General features: G+C 71.1%; 15 protein-coding genes. 12 read left to right on the top strand and 3 right to left on the bottom strand.

Translation table 11 applies throughout. The annotated features are described in order from the left end of the window. Positions 1-64: 64 nt before the first annotated feature. From HQQ79_RS13270 to HQQ79_RS18720, 9 genes are all read left to right on the top strand, one after another. Positions 65-1,384 (top strand): ABC transporter substrate-binding protein, encoded by a 1,320-nt coding sequence (locus HQQ79_RS13270; protein WP_173034843.1) that lies wholly within the window; start codon positions 65-67, stop codon positions 1,382-1,384. A 5-nt stretch (positions 1,385-1,389) separates the two neighbouring features. Continuing rightward, a complete protein-coding gene (locus tag HQQ79_RS13275; RefSeq protein ID WP_232536511.1) occupies positions 1,390-2,322 on the top strand; it encodes a carbohydrate ABC transporter permease in 933 nt (310 codons plus the stop codon). A 101-nt stretch (positions 2,323-2,423) separates the two neighbouring features. Next, on the top strand, positions 2,424-3,230 hold the full coding sequence (locus HQQ79_RS13280; RefSeq protein ID WP_258370923.1) for a carbohydrate ABC transporter permease: 807 nt from the start codon (positions 2,424-2,426) through the stop codon (positions 3,228-3,230). Positions 3,231-3,349: 119 nt separating this feature from the next. Then, positions 3,350-5,668, top strand: coding sequence for a family 78 glycoside hydrolase catalytic domain (locus HQQ79_RS13285; protein ID WP_173034847.1), 2,319 nt, complete (start codon positions 3,350-3,352; stop codon positions 5,666-5,668). Between the two features lie 186 nt (positions 5,669-5,854). Beyond that, positions 5,855-7,027 carry an L-rhamnose isomerase gene (gene rhaI / locus HQQ79_RS13290; protein WP_173034849.1) on the top strand — a complete coding sequence of 391 codons (1,173 nt, stop codon included), beginning with the start codon at positions 5,855-5,857 and terminating at the stop codon, positions 7,025-7,027. A gap of 4 nt (positions 7,028-7,031) precedes the next feature. Continuing rightward, positions 7,032-9,116 (top strand): bifunctional aldolase/short-chain dehydrogenase, encoded by a 2,085-nt coding sequence (locus HQQ79_RS13295; RefSeq protein WP_173034851.1) that lies wholly within the window; start codon positions 7,032-7,034, stop codon positions 9,114-9,116. Between the two features lie 34 nt (positions 9,117-9,150). Beyond that, positions 9,151-10,638, top strand: coding sequence for a rhamnulokinase family protein (locus tag HQQ79_RS13300; protein ID WP_173034853.1), 1,488 nt, complete (start codon positions 9,151-9,153; stop codon positions 10,636-10,638). A gap of 128 nt (positions 10,639-10,766) precedes the next feature. After that, positions 10,767-11,960: an alpha-hydroxy acid oxidase gene (locus HQQ79_RS13305; protein WP_173035327.1), complete on the top strand. Its 1,194-nt coding sequence runs from the start codon at positions 10,767-10,769 to the stop codon at positions 11,958-11,960. Between the two features lie 291 nt (positions 11,961-12,251). Next, positions 12,252-13,190: a glycoside hydrolase family 16 protein gene (locus tag HQQ79_RS18720; RefSeq protein WP_254066260.1), complete on the top strand. Its 939-nt coding sequence runs from the start codon at positions 12,252-12,254 to the stop codon at positions 13,188-13,190. A gap of 97 nt (positions 13,191-13,287) precedes the next feature. On the opposite strand, the gene HQQ79_RS13315 is transcribed toward HQQ79_RS18720, so the two are convergent. From HQQ79_RS13315 to HQQ79_RS13325, 3 genes are all read right to left on the bottom strand, one after another. After that, entirely contained in the window at positions 13,288-14,100 is an 813-nt protein-coding gene (locus HQQ79_RS13315; protein ID WP_173034855.1) for an isocitrate lyase/phosphoenolpyruvate mutase family protein, read from the bottom strand. Positions 14,101-14,164: 64 nt separating this feature from the next. After that, complete coding sequence (locus tag HQQ79_RS13320; protein ID WP_173034857.1) at positions 14,165-14,974, bottom strand: hypothetical protein; 810 nt, start codon at positions 14,972-14,974, stop codon at positions 14,165-14,167. A gap of 11 nt (positions 14,975-14,985) precedes the next feature. Next, positions 14,986-15,348, bottom strand: coding sequence for a hypothetical protein (locus HQQ79_RS13325; RefSeq protein WP_111022117.1), 363 nt, complete (start codon positions 15,346-15,348; stop codon positions 14,986-14,988). A 133-nt stretch (positions 15,349-15,481) separates the two neighbouring features. On the opposite strand from HQQ79_RS13325, the gene HQQ79_RS13330 reads away from it, so the two are divergent. The 3 genes from HQQ79_RS13330 to HQQ79_RS13340 all read left to right on the top strand — a co-directional run bounded on the left by HQQ79_RS13330 (position 15,482) and on the right by HQQ79_RS13340 (position 18,767). After that, positions 15,482-16,105 (top strand): flavin reductase family protein, encoded by a 624-nt coding sequence (locus tag HQQ79_RS13330; protein WP_173034859.1) that lies wholly within the window; start codon positions 15,482-15,484, stop codon positions 16,103-16,105. Positions 16,106-16,252: 147 nt separating this feature from the next. Next, the gene (locus HQQ79_RS13335; RefSeq protein WP_367948099.1) at positions 16,253-17,794 is read left to right on the top strand and encodes an MFS transporter; all 1,542 of its coding nucleotides are present in this window, start codon (positions 16,253-16,255) and stop codon (positions 17,792-17,794) included. Next, positions 17,787-18,767 (top strand): alpha/beta hydrolase, encoded by a 981-nt coding sequence (locus HQQ79_RS13340; RefSeq protein WP_173034861.1) that lies wholly within the window; start codon positions 17,787-17,789, stop codon positions 18,765-18,767. The genes HQQ79_RS13335 and HQQ79_RS13340 overlap by 8 nt, the downstream gene beginning before the upstream one ends. Positions 18,768-18,803 lie beyond the last annotated feature (36 nt).

An 18,803-nucleotide genomic window follows, 5' to 3' on the forward strand; every position in this document is an offset into this window, starting at 1 on the left:
GCGCGGGATCCGGGTCCGTTTCACCCGGGGTACCCCAGCCCCGGGCCTTACGAGGAGGTAAGGAATGTCAGTTCGTTCCATGACCAAGCGCGCGATCGCCATCGGCGGCGCAACGGTCCTGATCGGCGGGCTCGCAGCGTGCTCGTCCGGCGGCTCCGCCGACGAAGGCGGCGGCAAGGTCGAGATCACCTACCAGGCCGACAACGCCCCGGCCACCGCGGCCACCGCGAAGCCGCTCATCGAGGCCTTCGAGAAGGCCAACCCCGACATCACCGTCAAGTTCGACACCCGACCCCAGGGCACCGACGGCGACAACCTGATCAAGACCCGCCTGTCGACCGGCGAGGCCGCCGACGTCTTCAACTACAACTCCGGCTCGCTCATGCAGGCCCTCAACCCGGACAACACCCTGGTGGACCTGTCCGACGAGGAGTGGGCGGGCGACGTCGACCCGCAGTTCACCAAGGTCGTCAGCACCGACAAGGGCATGTACGGCGCCCCGTTCGGCACGAGCTTCGGCGGTGCGGTGCTCTACAACACGAAGGTCTACGACGACCTCGGCCTCAAGGTCCCGACCACGTGGGACGAGTTCATCAGCAACAGCGAGAAGATCAAGGACGCGGGCGACGTCGCCCCGATCATCCAGACCTACGGCGACACCTGGACGAGCCAGCTGTTCGTCCTCGGTGACTTCGCGAACATCACCGCACAGGACGAGAAGTGGGCGGACGACTACACCGCCAACAAGGAGTCCTACGCCGACGAACCCGCACTCGCCGGGTTCCAGCACCTCGCCGAGGGCAAGGGCAAGGACCTCTACAACGAGGACTACGCCTCGGCCACGCAGGCGAACGGCCTGAAGATGCTGGCCGACGGCACCGGCGCGCAGTACCCGATGCTCACGAACGCGATCTCCGCGATCCAGCAGGACTCCCCCGACGCCGTCGACGACATCGGCGCGTTCGCCCTGCCGGCCGAGGACGCCGCGGACACGAACCTGACGATCTGGGAGCCGAACGGCCTGTACATCCCGAAGACGACCACCGGTGACAAGCTGGCGGCGGCGAAGAAGTTCATCGCCTTCGCGAACTCCACCGAGGGCTGCCAGGTGCAGAACGACACCGGCACCCCCGCCGGCCCGTACGTCATCTCGACCTGCTCGCTGCCGGACGACGTGCCCCCGATGATCGACGACCTGCAGAAGTACCTGGACGACGGCAAGGCGAGCCCCGCGCTCGAGTTCCTGTCCCCGATCAAGGGTCCGAACCTCGAGAAGATCTGCGTGCAGGTCGGCTCGGGCATCACCACCGCGAGCAAGGGCGCCGACCAGTACGACGACGACGTCGTCCAGCAGGCACAGCAGCTCGGCATCAAGGGCTGGTGATCGGTGTGACCGCGACCCTCACGACGGCGGTGGCCCCGCCGCAGACACGCAAGGCCGGCCGCCCCGGACCAGCGCGCAAGCGGATGCGCTCGTTCTACCCCGCGTGGTTCTTCATCCCCGCGATCGCGCTGTACGTCGTGTTCTTCGCGGTCCCGACCTTCGCCGGGTTCTACTTCTCGCTCACCCGCTGGACGCTGTTCGACCAGACCTTCATCGGCTTCGACAACTTCGTCCGGTTCTTCCAGGACCCGCAGCTCGTCTCCGGGTTCGTGCACACCTTCCAGTACGGCTTCGTGACGAGCGCGGCGAAGGTGGTCCTCGGACTCGCCCTCGCCCTGCTCCTCACGTCGCCCGTGCTGGGGCGCGGCTACCTGCGGGCGGTCGTGTTCTTCCCGGTGCTCGTGTCGACCATCGGCATCGGCATCACGTTCAAGGCGCTGATGGACCCGTTCCACGGGATCATCAACGGCGTGCTGGGTTCGGTCGGCCTGCCCACCCCCGGTTGGCTGACCGACCCGGCGCTCGCCCTGTGGAGCGTCGCAGCGGTGGACGTCTGGAAGGGCGTCGGCATCGCGACGCTCATCTTCATCGCCGGCATCGTGGCGATCCCGCAGGAGTACTTCGAGGCGGCACGGGTGGACGGCGCGAGCGCGTGGTCGATCTTCCGGAACATCACGTTGCCGCTGTCCCGCCCCGCGATGGGCACGGTCATCATCCTGTCGCTCATCGGCGGCCTGCGGTCGTTCGACCTGATCTGGGCGATGACCGGCGGCGGGCCGGGGTTCACCAGCGACGTGATCGCGAGCGTGATCTACAAGCAGTACCAGGCCGGGTTCTACGGCCTGTCCACCGCCGGCAACGTGGTCCTGTTCGTCGTCGTCACGGCGATCATGGTCCCCGTCTCGTGGCTCCTCAACCGCAAGGAGGCGGACCTGTGACCGCCGTCACCACCCCCGGGACCGGTCACGCGCCGGCGTCCGGCAGCCGCCGCCCGACACCGGCGAGCCGGAACCGCCACCCCGGGCGTGCTCGCCGGTGGATCATCGGCTCGATCGCCATCGTCGTCAGCTTCGTCGTCTTCCTGGTGCCGTTCGTGTTCGTCCTGCTCCAGGCGGCGAAGAACCCCGCCGAGGCGAACCAGCTCGGCTTCAGCCTGCCGACGGACTGGCAGCTGTGGCAGAACCTGCGGGCGGTGTTCCAGAGCGGCGACGGCGGGATCCTGCGCGCGTTCTGGAACAGCGCCCTGCTCACCGTCGGCAGCGTCACCGTCATGGTGGTGTTCTCCGCGATGGTCGGGTACGTCCTGCAGCGGCGGCCGAGCAAGTGGAACGGGCTGATCAACTTCTTCGTGCTGGCGGGGCTCATCGTGCCGCCGGCGATCGTGCCGACCATCTGGGTGCTGCAGGGGCTCAACCTGTTCAAGACCATGGGCGGGATGATCCTCATCGAGGCGACCTTCGGCCTGTCGTTCTGCATCCTGCTGTTCCGGGCGTTCGTCGCGACGATCCCGAAGGAACTCGACGAGGCCGCCGTGCTCGACGGTGCCGGCCCGATCCGCCTGTTCTTCGGGGTGGTGCTGCCGCTGCTCAAGCCGGTGATCATCACGGTCGTGCTCGTGCAGTCGGTGACGGTGTTCAACGACTTCACGAACCCGCTGTACTTCCTGCCGGGGTCCGAGAACGCGACGGTGCAGCAGACGCTCTACGCGTTCCAGAGCCAGTCGGTCAGCCAGCTCAACCTGCTGTTCACCGACGTGCTGCTCATCACGATCCCGCCGCTGATCCTCTACGTCTTCTTCAACCGTCAGATCGTCGCCGGCATGACCAGCGGCGCCGTCAAGGGCTGACCGCCCACCCCGGCCGGGAGGCGCGCCCCGCCTCCGCCACACCGCCCACCCGGGCTGACGGCCGGGCCCACGACCCCCGCACCGGTCGACGACGACCGGTCGCGTGAAAGGACCACCACATGACCACCTGGACCGCACCGTTCATCGCGGCCGACACCGACCTCGGCAGCGCCCCGATCCTGCGTCGGGAGTTCCCCCTCGACGACGGCCACGGCGCCGTCACCGCCGCCACCCTCGACGTCAGCGCCCTCGGCGTCGTCGAGGCCTGGCTCGGCGGGCAGCGCGTCTCCGACCACCTGCTCGAACCGGGGTGGACGAGCTACGAGTGGCGCATCCGCGTCGTCTCGCACGACGTCACCGAGCACCTGTCCGACACGCTCCCCGGCCAGCCTGCCGTGCTCGCGCTCGTCGTCGGCAACGGCTGGGCCGCCGGACGACTGGCCTGGGGCGGCGGTGGCGGCTGGTACACCGACGAGCGTGCCGGGTTCGCCGAGCTCCGGATCACCTTCGCCGACGGGCACGAGCAGCACGTCACGACGGACACCGACTGGCAGGCCCTGTCGAGCGCGATCACCGCGGACCAGCTCTACGACGGGCAGGACATCGACGCCCGACTCCGCGACGGCTCGTTCCTGACGCCCGGCGAGGTCACCGTGCCCAGCGTCGACGGGCACCGGGGGCGGACGAGCACGGTGCACACGGTCGACATCGGCGAGCGCGAACTCGTCGCCGACACGGTGCCGCCGGTGCGCCCGCTCGCCGAGATCGCCCCGGTGGCGATCTGGACGAGCCCGTCGGGAGCGACCCTGCTCGACTTCGGCGTGAACCTGGTCGGGTGGCTCCGGGTCACCGCGACTGGCGCGGCCGGCACCGTGCTCACCCTGCAGCACGCCGAGGTGCTCGAGCACGACGAGCTCGGCACCCGCCCCCTACGCACCGCGAAGGCGACGGACCGATTCACCCTGCGTGGTGACGACGAGCCCGAGACGTTCGAGCCCCGGTTCACGTTCCACGGGTTCCGGTACGCGCAGGTCGACGGCTGGCCGGGCACCCACGACGAACTCCGTGCCGCGGTCACCGCCGTACAGGTCGGGTCGGACCTCACCCGCACCGGCACGTTCGCGTCGAGCCACGAGCTGCTGAACACCTTCCACGACAACGTCGTCCGGGGCATGCAGGGCAACTTCCTGAGCGTGCCGACGGACTGCCCGCAGCGCGACGAGCGACTCGGCTGGACGGGCGACATCGCCGCGTTCGCCCCGACGGCCTCGTACCTGTTCGACACGCGCACGTTCCTGGCCGACTGGCTGCGCGACGTCTGGCTCGAGCAGCAGCACGCCGACGGGGTCATCCCGTTCGTGGTGCCGGACGTGCTGAAGTACTCCCCCGCCGAGGACTTCGGCACGCCCGACGCGACCGCCGTCTGGTCGGACGCCGGCGTCTGGGTGCCGTGGACCCTGTACCAGGCGTACGGCGACAGCGCGGTGCTCGAGGAGCAGTTCGACTCGATGGCCGCACACCTGCGCCGGGTCCGTGACCACCTGTCCCCGGAGGACCTGTGGGACACCGTGTTCCAGTTCGGCGACTGGCTCGACCCGGACGCCCCGCCCGAGGCCCCGGCCGACGCGAAGGCCGACAAGGGCGTCGTCGCGACGATCTGCGCCTACCGGTCCGCGACGATCGTGGCGGACGCGGCGGAGCTGTTGGGCGGTCACGAGGCGGAAGCAGCGGAGTTCCGGGAACTCGCCACGCGCCTCCAGGCCGGGTTCCGCACCCACTACCTGCAGGACGACGGGCGGATCCTGTCGGACGCGACCACGGTGTACACGCTGGCGATCGTGTTCGGGATCCTGTCCGAGCAGGAGCAGGCCGTGGCCGGCGAGCGTCTCGCCGAGCTGGTCGAGGCGTCCGGGTACCGGATCTCGACGGGCTTCGCCGGGACCCCGTTCATCACCGACGCGCTGACGCAGACGGGCCACCTGGAGGACGCCTACCGGCTGCTGCTGCAGACGGAGTGCCCGTCGTGGCTGTACCCGGTGACGATGGGCGCGACGACGGTGTGGGAGCGGTGGGACTCGATGCTGCCGGACGGCACGATCAACCCGGGTGAGATGACCTCGTTCAACCACTACGCACTCGGCGCCGTGGCGGACTGGATGCACCGGGTGGTGGGTGGCCTGTCGCCGCTGGCGCCGGGGTACTCGGCCGTCCTGATCGCGCCGCAGCCGGGCGGTGGGCTGACGTGGGCGGAGACCTCGCTCGACACGGTGCACGGGCACGTCGCCGTGCGGTGGGAGCTCGTCGACGGCGAGTTGCGCGTCCGGGCGACCGTGCCCGAGGGCGTCTCAGCCGTGGTGCGCCTGCCGGGTGCGCCCGAGCAGCGGGTCGGCGCCGGAACGCATGACCTCCGCGCCCCCGCCGCGGTCCCCGCCGCGTAGGCCCCCGGGCTCGCAAAACACCGGTGTTCGCGCGTCGAACCCCCGAACGCGCGTGTTCAACACGTGAACACCGGTGTTTTGCGGCACCACCCCGCGGCACCACCACGCGACACCACCACGGTTGCGGCAGACCGCCGCGCGCCGTACTGTATGAAACGATTCAATCGCACACGAGGAAGTGACACGATGACATCGACCCCGAGCTTCGCCGGCATCGCCGACCAGCTGGCACGACAGCAGATCGAGCTGCCCAGCTGGGCCTTCGGCAACTCCGGCACCCGCTTCAAGGTGTTCAGCACGCCGGGCACCCCGCGCGACCCCTACGAGAAGATCGCCGACGCTGCCCAGGTGCACGAGTACACCGGCCTGGCCCCCACCGTCGCGCTGCACATCCCGTGGGACCTGGTCGACGACTTCGCCGACCTCAAGCGCCACGCCGAGGAGCACGGGGTCTCGCTCGGCACCGTCAACTCGAACACGTTCCAGGACGACGACTTCAAGTTCGGCGCCCTGACCCACGTCGACGAGACGATCCGGCAGAAGGCGATCGACCACCACCTGCGCTGCATCGACGTGATGAACGCCACCGGCAGCCGCGACCTGAAGATCTGGCTCGCCGAGGGCTCGAACTACCCCGGTCAAGAGGACATGCGCTCCCGCCAGGACCGCCTGCACGAGTCGCTCTCGACGATCTACGACCGCCTCGGTGCCGACCAGCGGCTCGTCCTCGAGTACAAGTTCTTCGAGCCGTCGTTCTACCACACGGACGTCCCCGACTGGGGCACCAGCTACGTGCAGACGGCGGCACTCGGGCCGAAGGCGATGGTCTGCCTCGACACCGGCCACCACGCCCCCGGCACGAACATCGAGTTCATCGTGATGCAGCTCCTGCGCCTCGGCAAGCTCGGTTCCTTCGACTTCAACTCGCGCTTCTACGCCGACGACGACCTGATCGTGGGCGCCGCGGACCCGTTCCAGCTGTTCCGGATCCTGGTCGAGGTCATCCGCGGCGGCGGCTACGACAACCCCGACGTCGCGTTCATGCTCGACCAGTGCCACAACGTCGAGGACAAGATCCCCGGCCAGATCCGCTCGGTGCTCAACGTGCAGGAGATGACGGCCCGCGCGCTGCTCCTCGACCGCGTCGCACTGACCGCGGCGCAGGAGGCGCACGACGTCCTCGGCGCCAACGAGGTCTTCATGGACGCGTACCAGACCGACGTCCGGAGGGACCTGGCCGAGTGGCGCGAGTCCCGCGGACTGCCGGCGAACCCGATGCGCGCGTACCTGGATTCGGGCTACCAGCAGTCCATCGCCGAGGACCGCGTCGGCGGCGTCCAGGCCGGCTGGGGCGCGTAGGAACATGACGAACACAGTGGAGGCACGGGTGGACCCCGCAACGCAGCTCACGGATGCAGACGAGACGATCAGTGCACTCATCGCGCGCTCGAACGCGCTCGGCTCGGATCCGCGGATCACGAACTACGCGGGCGGGAACACCTCCGCCAAGGGCACCGACACCGACCCGGTCACGGGCGAACCGGTCGAGCTGCTCTGGGTGAAGGGCTCCGGGGGCGACCTCGGCACCCTCACCCCGGCGGGCCTCGCGGTCCTGCGCGTCGACCGCGTCCGGGCTCTCCAGGACGTCTACCCCGGGGTGGAGCGCGAGGACGAGATGGTCGCCGCCTTCGACTACACGCTGCACGGCAAGGGCGGAGCCGCGCCGTCGATCGACACCGCGATGCACGCCCTCGTCGACGCCGCCCACGTCGACCACCTGCACCCCGACGCCGGCATCGCGATCGCCACCGCGGCGGACGGTCCGGCCCTGACCGAGCGGATCTTCGGCGACCGGGTCGTCTGGGTGCCGTGGCGCCGGCCCGGGTTCCAGCTCGGGCTCGACATCGCAGCGGTCAAGCGTGACCACCCCGACGCCGTCGGCACGATCCTGGGCGGCCACGGCATCACGGCCTGGGGGGACACGAGCGACGAGGCCGAGGCGAACTCGCGCTGGATCATCGACACCGCCGAGCGGTACCTCGCGGAGCACGGCAAGGCGGACCCGTTCGGCGGCGTCCGAGCGGGGTTCGAAGCGCTGCCGACCGACGAACGTCGCGCACGCGCCGCCGCCCTCGCCCCGACGATCCGCGGCATCGCCGGGCACGACAAGCCGGTCGTCGGGCACTTCACCGACAGCGACGTCGTGCTCGAGTTCCTGGCGAGCGAGCGCGCCGAAGCACTCGCGGCCCTCGGCACGAGCTGCCCGGACCACTTCCTGCGCACCAAGGTGAAGCCGCTCATCCTCGACCTGCCGACCTCGGCGAGCGTCGACGAGCAGACCGCCCGCCTGCACGAACTGCACGAGCAGTACCGCGCGGACTACCAGGCGTACTACGACCGGCACCGGACACCGGACTCCCCCGCGATCCGCGGCGCCGACCCGCTCATCGTGCTGGTCCCCGGCGTCGGGATGTTCTCGTACGGCAAGGACGCCCAGACCGCCCGGGTCGCCGGGGAGTTCACCGTGAACGCGGTCAACGTGATGCGCGGTGCCGAGTCGGTCAGCACCTACGCCCCCATCGACGAGGCCGAGAAGTTCCGGATCGAGTACTGGGCCCTCGAAGAGGCGAAGCTGCAGCGGATGCCCGCGCCCAGGAAGCTCGCGACGCGCATCGCCCTGGTCACCGGGGCTGCCTCCGGCATCGGCAAGGCGATCGCGAAGCGCCTGGCGGCCGAGGGCGCCGCCGTCGTCATCGCCGACCTCGACCTCGAGAAGGCCACCGCTGCGGCGGCCGAGATCGGCGGCCTCGACCACGCCATCGGCGTCGCCGCGAACGTGACGGACGCCGGCGCGATCGACCAGGCGATCCAGCAGACCCTGCTGCACTTCGGCGGCCTCGACCTCGTCGTGAACAACGCGGGGCTGTCGCTGTCCAAAAGCCTGCTCGAGACCACCGAGCAGGACTGGGACCTGCAGCACGACGTGATGGCGAAGGGCTCGTTCCTGGTGTCGAAGGCCGCCGCGAAGGTGCTCATCGAGCAGGGCCTGGGCGGCGACATCGTCTACATCTCGTCGAAGAACTCGGTGTTCGCCGGGCCGAACAACATCGCGTACTCCGCCACGAAGGCCGACCAGGCCCACCAGGTGCGGTTGCTCGCCGCCGAGCTCGGTGAGCACGGCGTCCGCGTCAACGGCATCAACCCCGACGGCGTCGTGCGCGGCTCCGGCATCTTCGCGAGCGGCTGGGGCGCCAACCGCGCGAAGACGTACGGCATCGAGGAGCAGGACCTCGGCAAGTTCTACGCGCAGCGCACGATCCTGAAGCGCGAGGTCGTGCCCGAGAACGTCGCGAACGCCGTCTACGCCATCTGCACCGACGACTTCTCGCACACCACCGGCCTGCACGTGCCCGTCGACGCCGGTGTCGCCGCGGCCTTCCTGCGGTAGCGACGACCGACGAACACCGAGCAGGAGCAGAGCCATGCACACCAGCGGCAGCGTCGCCGCGGTCGACCTCGGGGCCACCAGCGGCCGGGTGATCGTCGGCCACGTCGACTCCGACGGGGTCCGGATGGACCACGTCGCACGGTTCCCGAACGGCCCCGTCACCCTGCACGAGGGCGACGCCGACACCGGCCGCGACGCCCTGCACTGGGACGTCGTCGAGCTGTACCGACAGGTGACCGAGGGGCTGCGGCGTGCGTTCGCCGAGCACCCCGCGATCGCCAGCATCGGCATCGACTCGTGGGCGGTCGACTACGGCCTGCTCCGCGACGGCCGACTGCTCGGGCTGCCCTCGCACTACCGCGACGACCGGCACCAGGGCGGTGTCGTCCCCGTGCACGACCGAATGGCCGCCACCGAGCTGTACGCACGGAACGGCCTGCAGCACCTGCCGTTCAACACCCTGTTCCAGTGGGCTGCCGACCCGTCGCTGCAGCTCGCGCAGCGTGCGCTGCTCGTCCCCGACCTGCTCGGGTACTGGCTGACGGGGGTCGAGGCGGCCGAGCGCACGAACGCCTCGACGACCGGGGCCCTGAACGCGACCACCCGTGGGTGGGACCCGGCGGTGCAGGCTGCTGCGAGCCTCCCGGCCGGGCTGCTGCCCACGCTGCGCGACCCGGGCGACCGACTCGGCCCCCTGCTGCCGTCCGTCGCCGCGCTCGTCGGCGGGCAGGCCGACGTGACGCTGGTCGGTTCGCACGACACGGCGAGCGCCGTCGTCGCGGTCCCCGCGACGGAGCCGGACTTCGCCTACATCTCGTCGGGCACGTGGTCGCTCGTCGGCGTCGAGCTCGACGCGCCCGTCCTGTCGGACGCGGCACGACGCGCGAACTGCACGAACGAGGGCGGTGTCGACGGCCGCGTCCGGTTCCTGAAGAACGTGTCCGGACTGTGGTTGCTGTCGGAGAGCGTCCGCACCTGGGAGCGCGGTGGCGACCACGTCGACCTGGAGGCCCTCCTCGCCTCCGCCGCGGCCGTCACCGCCCCGGTCCCCGTCTTCGACCCAGCGGACGAGTCGTTCACGGCACCAGGCGACATGCCGGCGCGGATCGCCGCGTGGTGCGCGGCGCACGGGCTGAGCGCCCCCGCGTCGCGCGCGGAGTTCGTCCGGAGCATCCTCGAGTCGCTCGCGACGGCGTACGCCGAGACCCTGCGCACCATCGCCGACGTGACCGGCAAGGCCATCCGGGTCGTGCACGTCGTGGGCGGCGGCTCGCAGAACCGGCTGCTCTGCCAGCTGACCGCGGACCGCACCGGCCTGCCGGTCGTGGCCGGACCGGTCGAGGCCACCGCACTCGGCAACGTGCTGGTGCAGGCGCGCGCCGTCGGACTCGCGGGCCTCGGAGGGGCTTCACTGGAGGCACTCCGCAGCATCGTCGCACGGAGCGTCGAGCCCGTGCGGTACACCCCGTCGGCGTCGTCGCGCGCCGATCCCGATCGATCCCCCGTCAGGAGCCACGCATGACCACGACCGACGACCAGCACCGGATCGACCCCGCAACCGGCGCACCGGCGCCCGCGACCGGTTCCGCGTCCGCGGCTCGCACGCGGGTCAAGCGGCAGCTGCCGACGGTGCGGGACCTCGCGCCGCTCATGCAGTTCAAGAAGCCGTCGCTGCCGGGTCGGCGTCAGCGCCTCGAACAGGCCTTGACGATCTGGGACCTGCGGGACATCGCCGCCCGCCGCACCCCGAAGGCCGCGTTCGACTACACCGAGGGTGCGGCCGAGGCGGAGATCTCCCTGGCCCGCGCCCGGCAGGCGTTCGAGGACATCGAGTTCACCCCGGCGATCCTGCGCGACGTCTCGAGGGTGGACACCTCGCGCCAGGTGCTCGGCGCGCCGGTGTCGTACCCGTTCGGCATCGCGCCGACGGGCTTCACGCGGATGATGCAGACCGAGGGCGAGCGGGCTGGCGCCCGGGCAGCCGGACGTGCCGGCATCCCGTTCTCGCTCTCCACGATGGGCACCACCGCGATCGAGGACGTCCGCGACGCCAACCCGCACGGGCGCAACTGGTTCCAGCTGTACATGTGGAAGGATCGCGAGAAGTCGATGGCGCTGGTCTCCCGCGCCCAGCAGGCCGGCTTCGACACCCTGCTCGTCACGGTGGACGTCCCCGTCGCGGGTGCGCGGCTGCGGGACAAGCGGAACGGGTTCTCGATCCCGCCGCAGCTGAGTGCCCGGACCGTGGTGAACGCGATCCCGCGGCCGTGGTGGTGGTTCGACTTCCTGACCACCGAACCGCTGGCGTTCGCGTCGCTCGACCGCTGGTCCGGCACCGTCGGCGAGCTGCTCGACCACATGTTCGACCCGACCGTCACCTACGAGGACCTCGCATGGATCCGTGACCAGTGGCAGGGCAAGGTCGTCGTCAAGGGCGTGCAGTCGCTGGCCGACGCCAAGCGCCTGGCGGACCTGGGCGTCGACGGCATCACGCTGTCGAACCACGGCGGCCGGCAGCTGGACCGCGCCCCGGTGCCCTTCCACCTGCTGCCCGCCGTGGTCAAGGAGGTCGGGAAGGACACCGAGGTGCACCTCGACACGGGCATCATGTCCGGCGCCGACATCGTGGCTGCCGTGGCCCTCGGCGCGAAGTTCACGATGGTCGGCCGCGCCTACCTGTACGGGCTGATGGCGGGCGGCGAGGCCGGGGTGGACCGGATGATCCAGATCCTGTCCGAGCAGATCGAGCGGACCATGCGGCTGCTCGGGGTGGCCTCGCTCGACGAGCTCGAGCCGGGGCACGTGACGCAGCTGCAGCGGTTGCAGCCGATCCCCCGGGTCTGACCCGTCGGCTCGTCGCGCGTTGCACCGTGCACGTTCGGCCGTCGGACACCGGGCGTTCGTCGGTCGATTTCCGTGACGCCCCCCGAACGGGTCACAAATGATGCAAGATGTCCGTGGACGTGTCAACGAAACCCTCGGCATCCGGCCGGCTGATGCGTCCGTCCCTCCCCGCATCCTGCGCCCGAGCATCCACGAGGAGCCCGACATCTCGACCCGAAGCACGTGCACGCCCTCGCGCGGCACGACCACACGGACCACGTCCACACCCCCGACCACCCGAGGGGGCACACGATGATCCGCCACCGCGCGATCCTGGCGGTCGCGACCGCCGGCGCCCTGGTCCTCGGTGTCCCCACCGCCGCCTCCGCCCGCACCTGGTGGGGCTGGGACGGCGAACGCCGCTGGCACGACGCCCCGGTGAACCCCACCCCGACGCCGGCCCCGGACGAGACGGAGACCCCGGCCCCCACCGACGAGTGGACCCCGGATGCGGAGCCCGAGCAGGACTCCGCGCCGATCGAGGACTCCGCCCCCGTCGCCGAGCCCGCACCCGAGGCAGCGCCGGAAGCAGCGCCCGAAGCGGAGGGATCCCCCGCGGACCTGTCCGCGATCGCACCGGACGCCTCGTTCGTCGAGGACTTCAGCAAGGACGCCGTCACCGGCCTGGTCTCGTCGCTCTACCCGCAGTCGTGGCAGGCCTACCCCGACGGCACCTCGGGCATCTACGCGCCGAGCAAGACCGTGTCGGTGCACGACGGCGTGATGGACGTCGCCCTCGGCACCGGTGCCGGAGCGGCCGGCACCTTCGGCTCCTCCGCCGGCGCCTGGGACCACGTCGGTGGCTCCTTCTCGGTCCGCGCGAAGGCGACCGGCGGCGACGGCAACGGCGCGGCCTTCATGCTGTGGCCGACGTCGAACGTGTGGGCCGACGGCGAGATCGACTTCCCCGAGGGCAACTTCGAGGACAGCCCCTCGGTGTTCCACCACTCGATGACCCCGGGCAAGGAAGCCGAGCGCGTCCAGCTCGGCACCGGCGTCTCGTGGCGCGACTGGCACACCTACAAGGTCGACTGGGTCCCCGGTCAGTCCGTCACCTACAGCGTCGACGGCAAGGTCCTCGGCACGATCACGCACGACGTGCCGACGACCCCGCACCGCTTCATGTTCCAGGTCGGCAACTGGGGCGAGAAGGGCAACCTGCTCATCGACTGGGTCTCGACGACCGAGTAGCGTCCGCAGGTCCACGACCGACGGGAGGCCCGGTGCCAGCTGGCACCGGGCCTCCCGTCCGTCTGCGTGGTCATGTTCCGGGCGTCACGCGCGCCGCTCAGAAAAGCGCGTTCAGGTCCGCGTAGTCCACCTCGGCCGCCAGCGAGTCGTAGGTGCCGGTGGTCAGGAGTTCGGCCGTGGCCTGCCGAGCGACGGCGTACGCGGCCTGCGCGACGGCGGAACCGAGACTGATGCGGGCCACACCGATCCCGGCGAGCTCCGACACGGTCGGCGACCCCGGACCGGCCATCACGTTCACCGGCGCATCGATCGACTCCACCAACGCACGGATGGTCTCAACGTCTCGGACTCCGGGGACGAACACGCCGTCCGCGCCGGCTCCGCGGTAGCGACGAGCACGCTCGAGCGTCTCGGCCAGGCGTAGTTCGGGATCGACGAGGCCGGCGAGGTGGACGTCGGTCCGTGCGTTGACGAACAGGGGCACCCCGGCTCGTTCCGCCGCGCGCCGGGCCGCCCCGATGCGGTCGGCGAGCGCATCCGGATGCAACCTGCCGTCCTCTATGTTGATCCCGACGGCGCCCGCTTCGAGCACCGCGTCCACCGTGCGCGCCACGCCGTCCGCGTCGTCGGCGTACCCGGACTCGAGGTCGACGGTGACCGGCACCGGCACCGACACCGAAGCCGCGATCCGCGCGACCGCGTCCATCGCTTCCGCGCGGGTCAGGGTGTTCCCGTCCGGTCGCCCGAGGGACCAGGCGACGCCCGCACTGGTCGTGGCGATCGCGGTCGCGCCGGCGTCCTCGACGACTCGGGCGCTCGCGGCGTCCCAGACGTTGACGAGGACGAGTGGCCGGGATGGGTGGTCGTGGAGTCCGTGGAAGGTCGCGGCTCTGGTCGAAGTCGTGTTCACCCCTCGATCCCAGCGGTCCGAGCGCGGACGAGCTGGCGGATTCCGGACGACGCGGTGGGGCCGCTCAGCCCTCGGTCCGGGAAGACCTGGGTGGGTTCAGCAGGTCTCCGTCCCACGACAGGTCGTCACCCTCGCGGACCTCGAACGCCTCGAACCGGTCGTCGTCGAGCACGCCGTCGACGAGCGCGCGCGATCCGGCGACGATCGTCGAGTCCCAGTCCTCCTCGGCGGCGATGACCCACGCGTGGTCCTCCGGCCAGACGAACGTCGTGGGCGGCGCCACCTGGTCGTGCCGCCCGAAGCTCTCCCAACCCGGGACCGCCCGCTGTGCCCACGACGGATCGGCGAGCTCGTCCAGGGTCGCGCTGAAGAGCCAGGTGTCCCGCTCGGGCCAGGCCATCAGCCCCCGCGCACGTCGCACCCGGTGCCGGCGTCCAGCCGACGGCGGCCCGCCCGTCCCCTCCCACGCTCCGACGACGAGGTCTCCGGGGGTCGACGTCGCGCTCCGCAGGTGCGTGGTGAGGACGGCGAGGTCCTGCGGGTCGAACCATCCGTCGTCCGACTGGTCCACGCGCCAGCCGTCGGCCCAGGACATCGTCTGCTCGTCGTCGGTCAGGCGTCGCCACTGCACCAGGGGGTGCATCACGCGGTCGTTGCGGCGCGCGACCTCCGCCCACCGCCAGCGGGTGTGTTCGACGTCCGGGTGGTCGCCCCACTCGTCCGTGGTGTCGAGGTCCGCCCGGTGCGCGCCGACCGGGTGCAACAGTCGTGCGTACGCCTCGAACCCGGTGCCCGCGACACCACCGACGCTCGCCCAACGCCCGGCGCGCGCGACGAGCCAGTCGCCCCGCGATGCCTCGCTCAGCAGGCGCATCGTGCTGCTGCTCAGAGCTTCTCGTCGACGAGCGCGATGAAGCGGCTGCCGATGCCCTCGACCTCGCGCCGCGTCAGGCCGGCGGTGGGCTCGGGCGCCTGGTACGGGGCGTGGTAGTCGCACATCAGGTAGTCCCATTCGGGCCACCACTTCTTCGGGCGCGCCTCTTCGTCGAAGCCGCAGACCACGCACTCCAGGCGCGTCCAGACCTTCTTGGTGCCGGTGCGGTTGGCGCGGGACTGCACGAGCCAGGCGGGCGGGTCCTGCTCGATCGCGTCGAGCTCCGCTTCGCTCAGGCGCGACGGGATGCCGTGGCGGGTCGCCATCTCGAGGGGGATGTCGAGCCGGACGGCGGCTTCGCGGCGGGAGAGCATCCGTCCAGGGTAGGTCCTGCCACTTCCCACCTCGAACTGCGACGGCGGGAAACCGCCAGCGACCGCCCCCGCGCCTGGCGAGACTGGCTCGGAGCTCGCGACCGCCGCGAAGCCCGACCGAGAGCCGAGCGCCGTGCACCACAGCCCCATCGACCCCGCGATCCTCTACTTCGGCACGCCCGTGGCGCTGCTGAGCACCATCGCCGACGACGGCACGACGAACACCGCCCCCATGTCGTCGATCTTCTGGCTCGGGCAGACCGCCGTCCTCGGCATGGGAAGCCGATCCCAGACCGCGCAGAATCTGCTCGCCACCGGTGAGTGCGTCATCAACCTCCCGTCCGCTGATCTGGTGACCGCGGTGGACACGCTCGCCCTCACGACCGGACGATCACCCGTCCCCGCGGACAAGGCCCACGTCCGCTACCGCCACGAACCGGAGAAGCTCCGCCTCGCCGGGCTCCACGGCCGCCCCGGCGACACCGTCCGTGCGGAACGGATCGACGAGTGTCCGGTCAACCTCGAAGCGCACGTCGTGCACACGCGACCGCTCACGTCCGACGACGGCACCTTCGTTTTCGGAGCCGCGATCAGCCGCGTCCACGTGCACGACTCCATCCGCATGGCGGGGACCGCGAACCGGATCGATCCCGAGCTGTGGCGTCCGCTCATCATGAGCTTCCAGCGGTTCTACGGCCTCGGCGGCGAGCTCCACCCGTCGCGGCTCGCCGGCGTCGACGAGGAGTGGTACCGGTAGCGAGAGGGGCCCCGACCGCGGACTTTCCTCGAGCGGGCAGTCCGTGTATGGTCTCGATCACTGAGGTAAAAGGCGCCGCGATCTGCGACGCACCAGCACGCGGCATCGAACGAGTCGCCACTTCTTCCCTCGAAGGAGTGCGCCATCGTGTCCCCCAGTCCCGCTCTCACCACCGGGCACGTGCTCGGCGGTGGTTCTTCTCCTCGTCTGCGCGACGCCTGGATCGCCCTCGCCGGGCTGTCCGCGGTGTTCCTGTTCGAGATGCTCGACAACTCCGTGCTCAACGTCGCCCTGCCGACGATCGGCCGCGACCTGGGCTCGTCGACGACGGGCCTGCAGTGGGTCTCGGGTGCCTACTCGGTCGCCTTCGGAGGGCTGATGCTGCTCTTCGGCGCCGTCGCCGACCGCATCGGACGCCGTCGGGTCATGCTCGCCGGGCTCGTCCTGCTGGCCCTGGCGAGCCTCGCCACGGCGGTGGTCACGTCGACCGAGCAACTGATCGCCGTGCGCGTCGCGATGGGCGTCGCCGCGGCGATGACGACGCCCGGGTCGATGGCGCTGGCGTTCCGCCTCTTCGACGACGAAGGTCTCCGGGTGCGGGCGCTCACCGTCATCTCGACGGCCGGGCTCGTGGGGCTGGCCATCGGTCCGACCGTCGGCGGGTTCGTGCTCGCCGTCGCGCCGTGGCAGGTGCTGCTGCTGGCCGACGTGCCCATCGCGGTCCTTGCACTCGTCGGCATCCGGTTGGGTGTCGCCCGCGACGAGGCGGCGGACCTCCGTCGCGATCCGGTCGACGTGGTCGGAGCGCTGCTCGGCACCGTGACCACGGCCGGAGCGCTCGTGGCGCCGACGATCCTGGTCGAGTCCGGAGCCACTGGCTGGTGGGGGTGGGCCGCCCTCGCCCTCGCCGTCACCTGCGCGGTGGGGTTCGTCGCCCGTGAGCGGACCGCGCGGCACCCGCTGATCGACCTGCACCTGCTCGCCCGACCACTCGTCTCGAGCGGCCTCGCGTTCAAGGCCGCGTCGGGTCTGGCCGTCGCCGGACTGTCGTACCTCGTGACCCTGCAGCTGCAGTTCGCCTGGGGCTGGCCGCCGGCCCTGGCCGCGGTCGGGACGCTGCCGCAGGTGGTCGTGCTGCTCGTCGGCGGCCGCTTCGTCGGGCCGTTCGTGCAGCGGGTCGGCCTGGGCCGCGCCGCCTGGATGAGCGCCGCCTCGGTCGTCGCAGGTCTCGCGGTCTTCGGCGCCCTGAGCCGGCACGGGTACCCGTGGGTGCTCGTCGCGCTCGTGCTCGTCGCCGCCGGCATGCGGGTCGTCGGCGTCGTCGCCGGCGCGTCGGTCCTCACGGGACTGCCCGCGGACCGCACCTCCGTCGGAGCGGCGCTTGTCGACACCTCGAGCGAGCTCGCGGGCGGTGCCGCCGTCGCCGCGGCGGGGACCATCGTCGCCGCCTTCGTCGCCGGGAGCATCACCACGACCACCTGGACCGCCGCCCGGCTCGAGGGCTTCCAGGACGCCCTCGCCGTCGCCGGCCTCGGCCTCGCCGCGGTCGCAGCCCTGCTCGTCGTGGTCGGCATGCTCCGAGCCCGGCCCGCCGTCGAACCAGAGGACGAGGCCCCGTCCGAACCTGCCGACACCGCCCCTGCACACACCGCCCCGACCACCATCACCGAGGAGACCTCCCGTGCCTGACACCATCGCTCTTCCCCGCCCGCCGTTCGATCCCGAGTTCGTGCCCTTCCTCACCGCCATGGACGCGCGAGGCCGCCTCCACCTCACGACCCAGATGCTGCCGCAGATGCGACAACTGGACATGACCGAGGCGCAGCTCGACGACGGACTGCGTGCTCGCGGCCTCGAGCGGAGCAACATCACGGTCCCGGGGCACCGCGGCGACCCGATCGACCTCGCCGTGATCCAACGCTCCGGCCGCACCGGCACGGCTGCCCTGGCCTACGCGATCCACGGCGGCGGCATGATGTTCGGCCACCACCTCGGCAACCTCGACTCCTACGACGAGTGGCTGCTGGTGCACGACGTCGTCCTGGTCAGCCCGGACTACCGCCTGGCGCCGGAACACCCGGACCCCTACCCGGTCGAGGACTGCTACGCCGGTCTCGTCTGGGCAGCCGAGCACGCCGACGAACTCGGCATCGACCCGGAGCGCATCGTCGTCGTCGGGCAGAGCGCCGGTGCCGGTCTCGCCGCAGGCACGGCCCTCCTGGCCCGCGACCGACAGGGGCCCTCCGTCATCGGCCAGGTGCTCGTGAGTCCCATGCTCGACGACCGCGACGCGACGCTGTCGGCTCGGCAGTTCGACGGTGTCGGGGTCGCCGACCGGGAGATGACACGGTTCGGCTGGGACGCCTACCTCGGTGACCGGCGGGGTGGCGAGGACGTGTCCGTCTACGCTGCGCCCGGCCGCGCGACCGACCTCACCGGGCTCCCGCCCGCGTACATCGACTGCGGCAGCACCGAGGTGTTCCGCGACGAGACCGTCGCCTACGCCAGCTCGCTGTGGGCGGCCGGAGTCCAGGCGGAACTGCACGTGTGGCCGGGAGCGTTCCACGGATCGACGAGCATGATGCCCGACGCGACGCTGTCGCGGCGGGCCGTGCAGGCTCTGCGCGAGTTCACCGGGCGTCTCCTCAGCCCGGCGGTTTGACGGCAGTCCCGGCACGAGCGCGTCGCGGCGCTCGTG

This window comes from Curtobacterium sp. VKM Ac-2852 (assembly GCF_013205045.1).
Classification (GTDB): Bacteria; Actinomycetota; Actinomycetes; order Actinomycetales; family Microbacteriaceae; genus Curtobacterium; species Curtobacterium flaccumfaciens.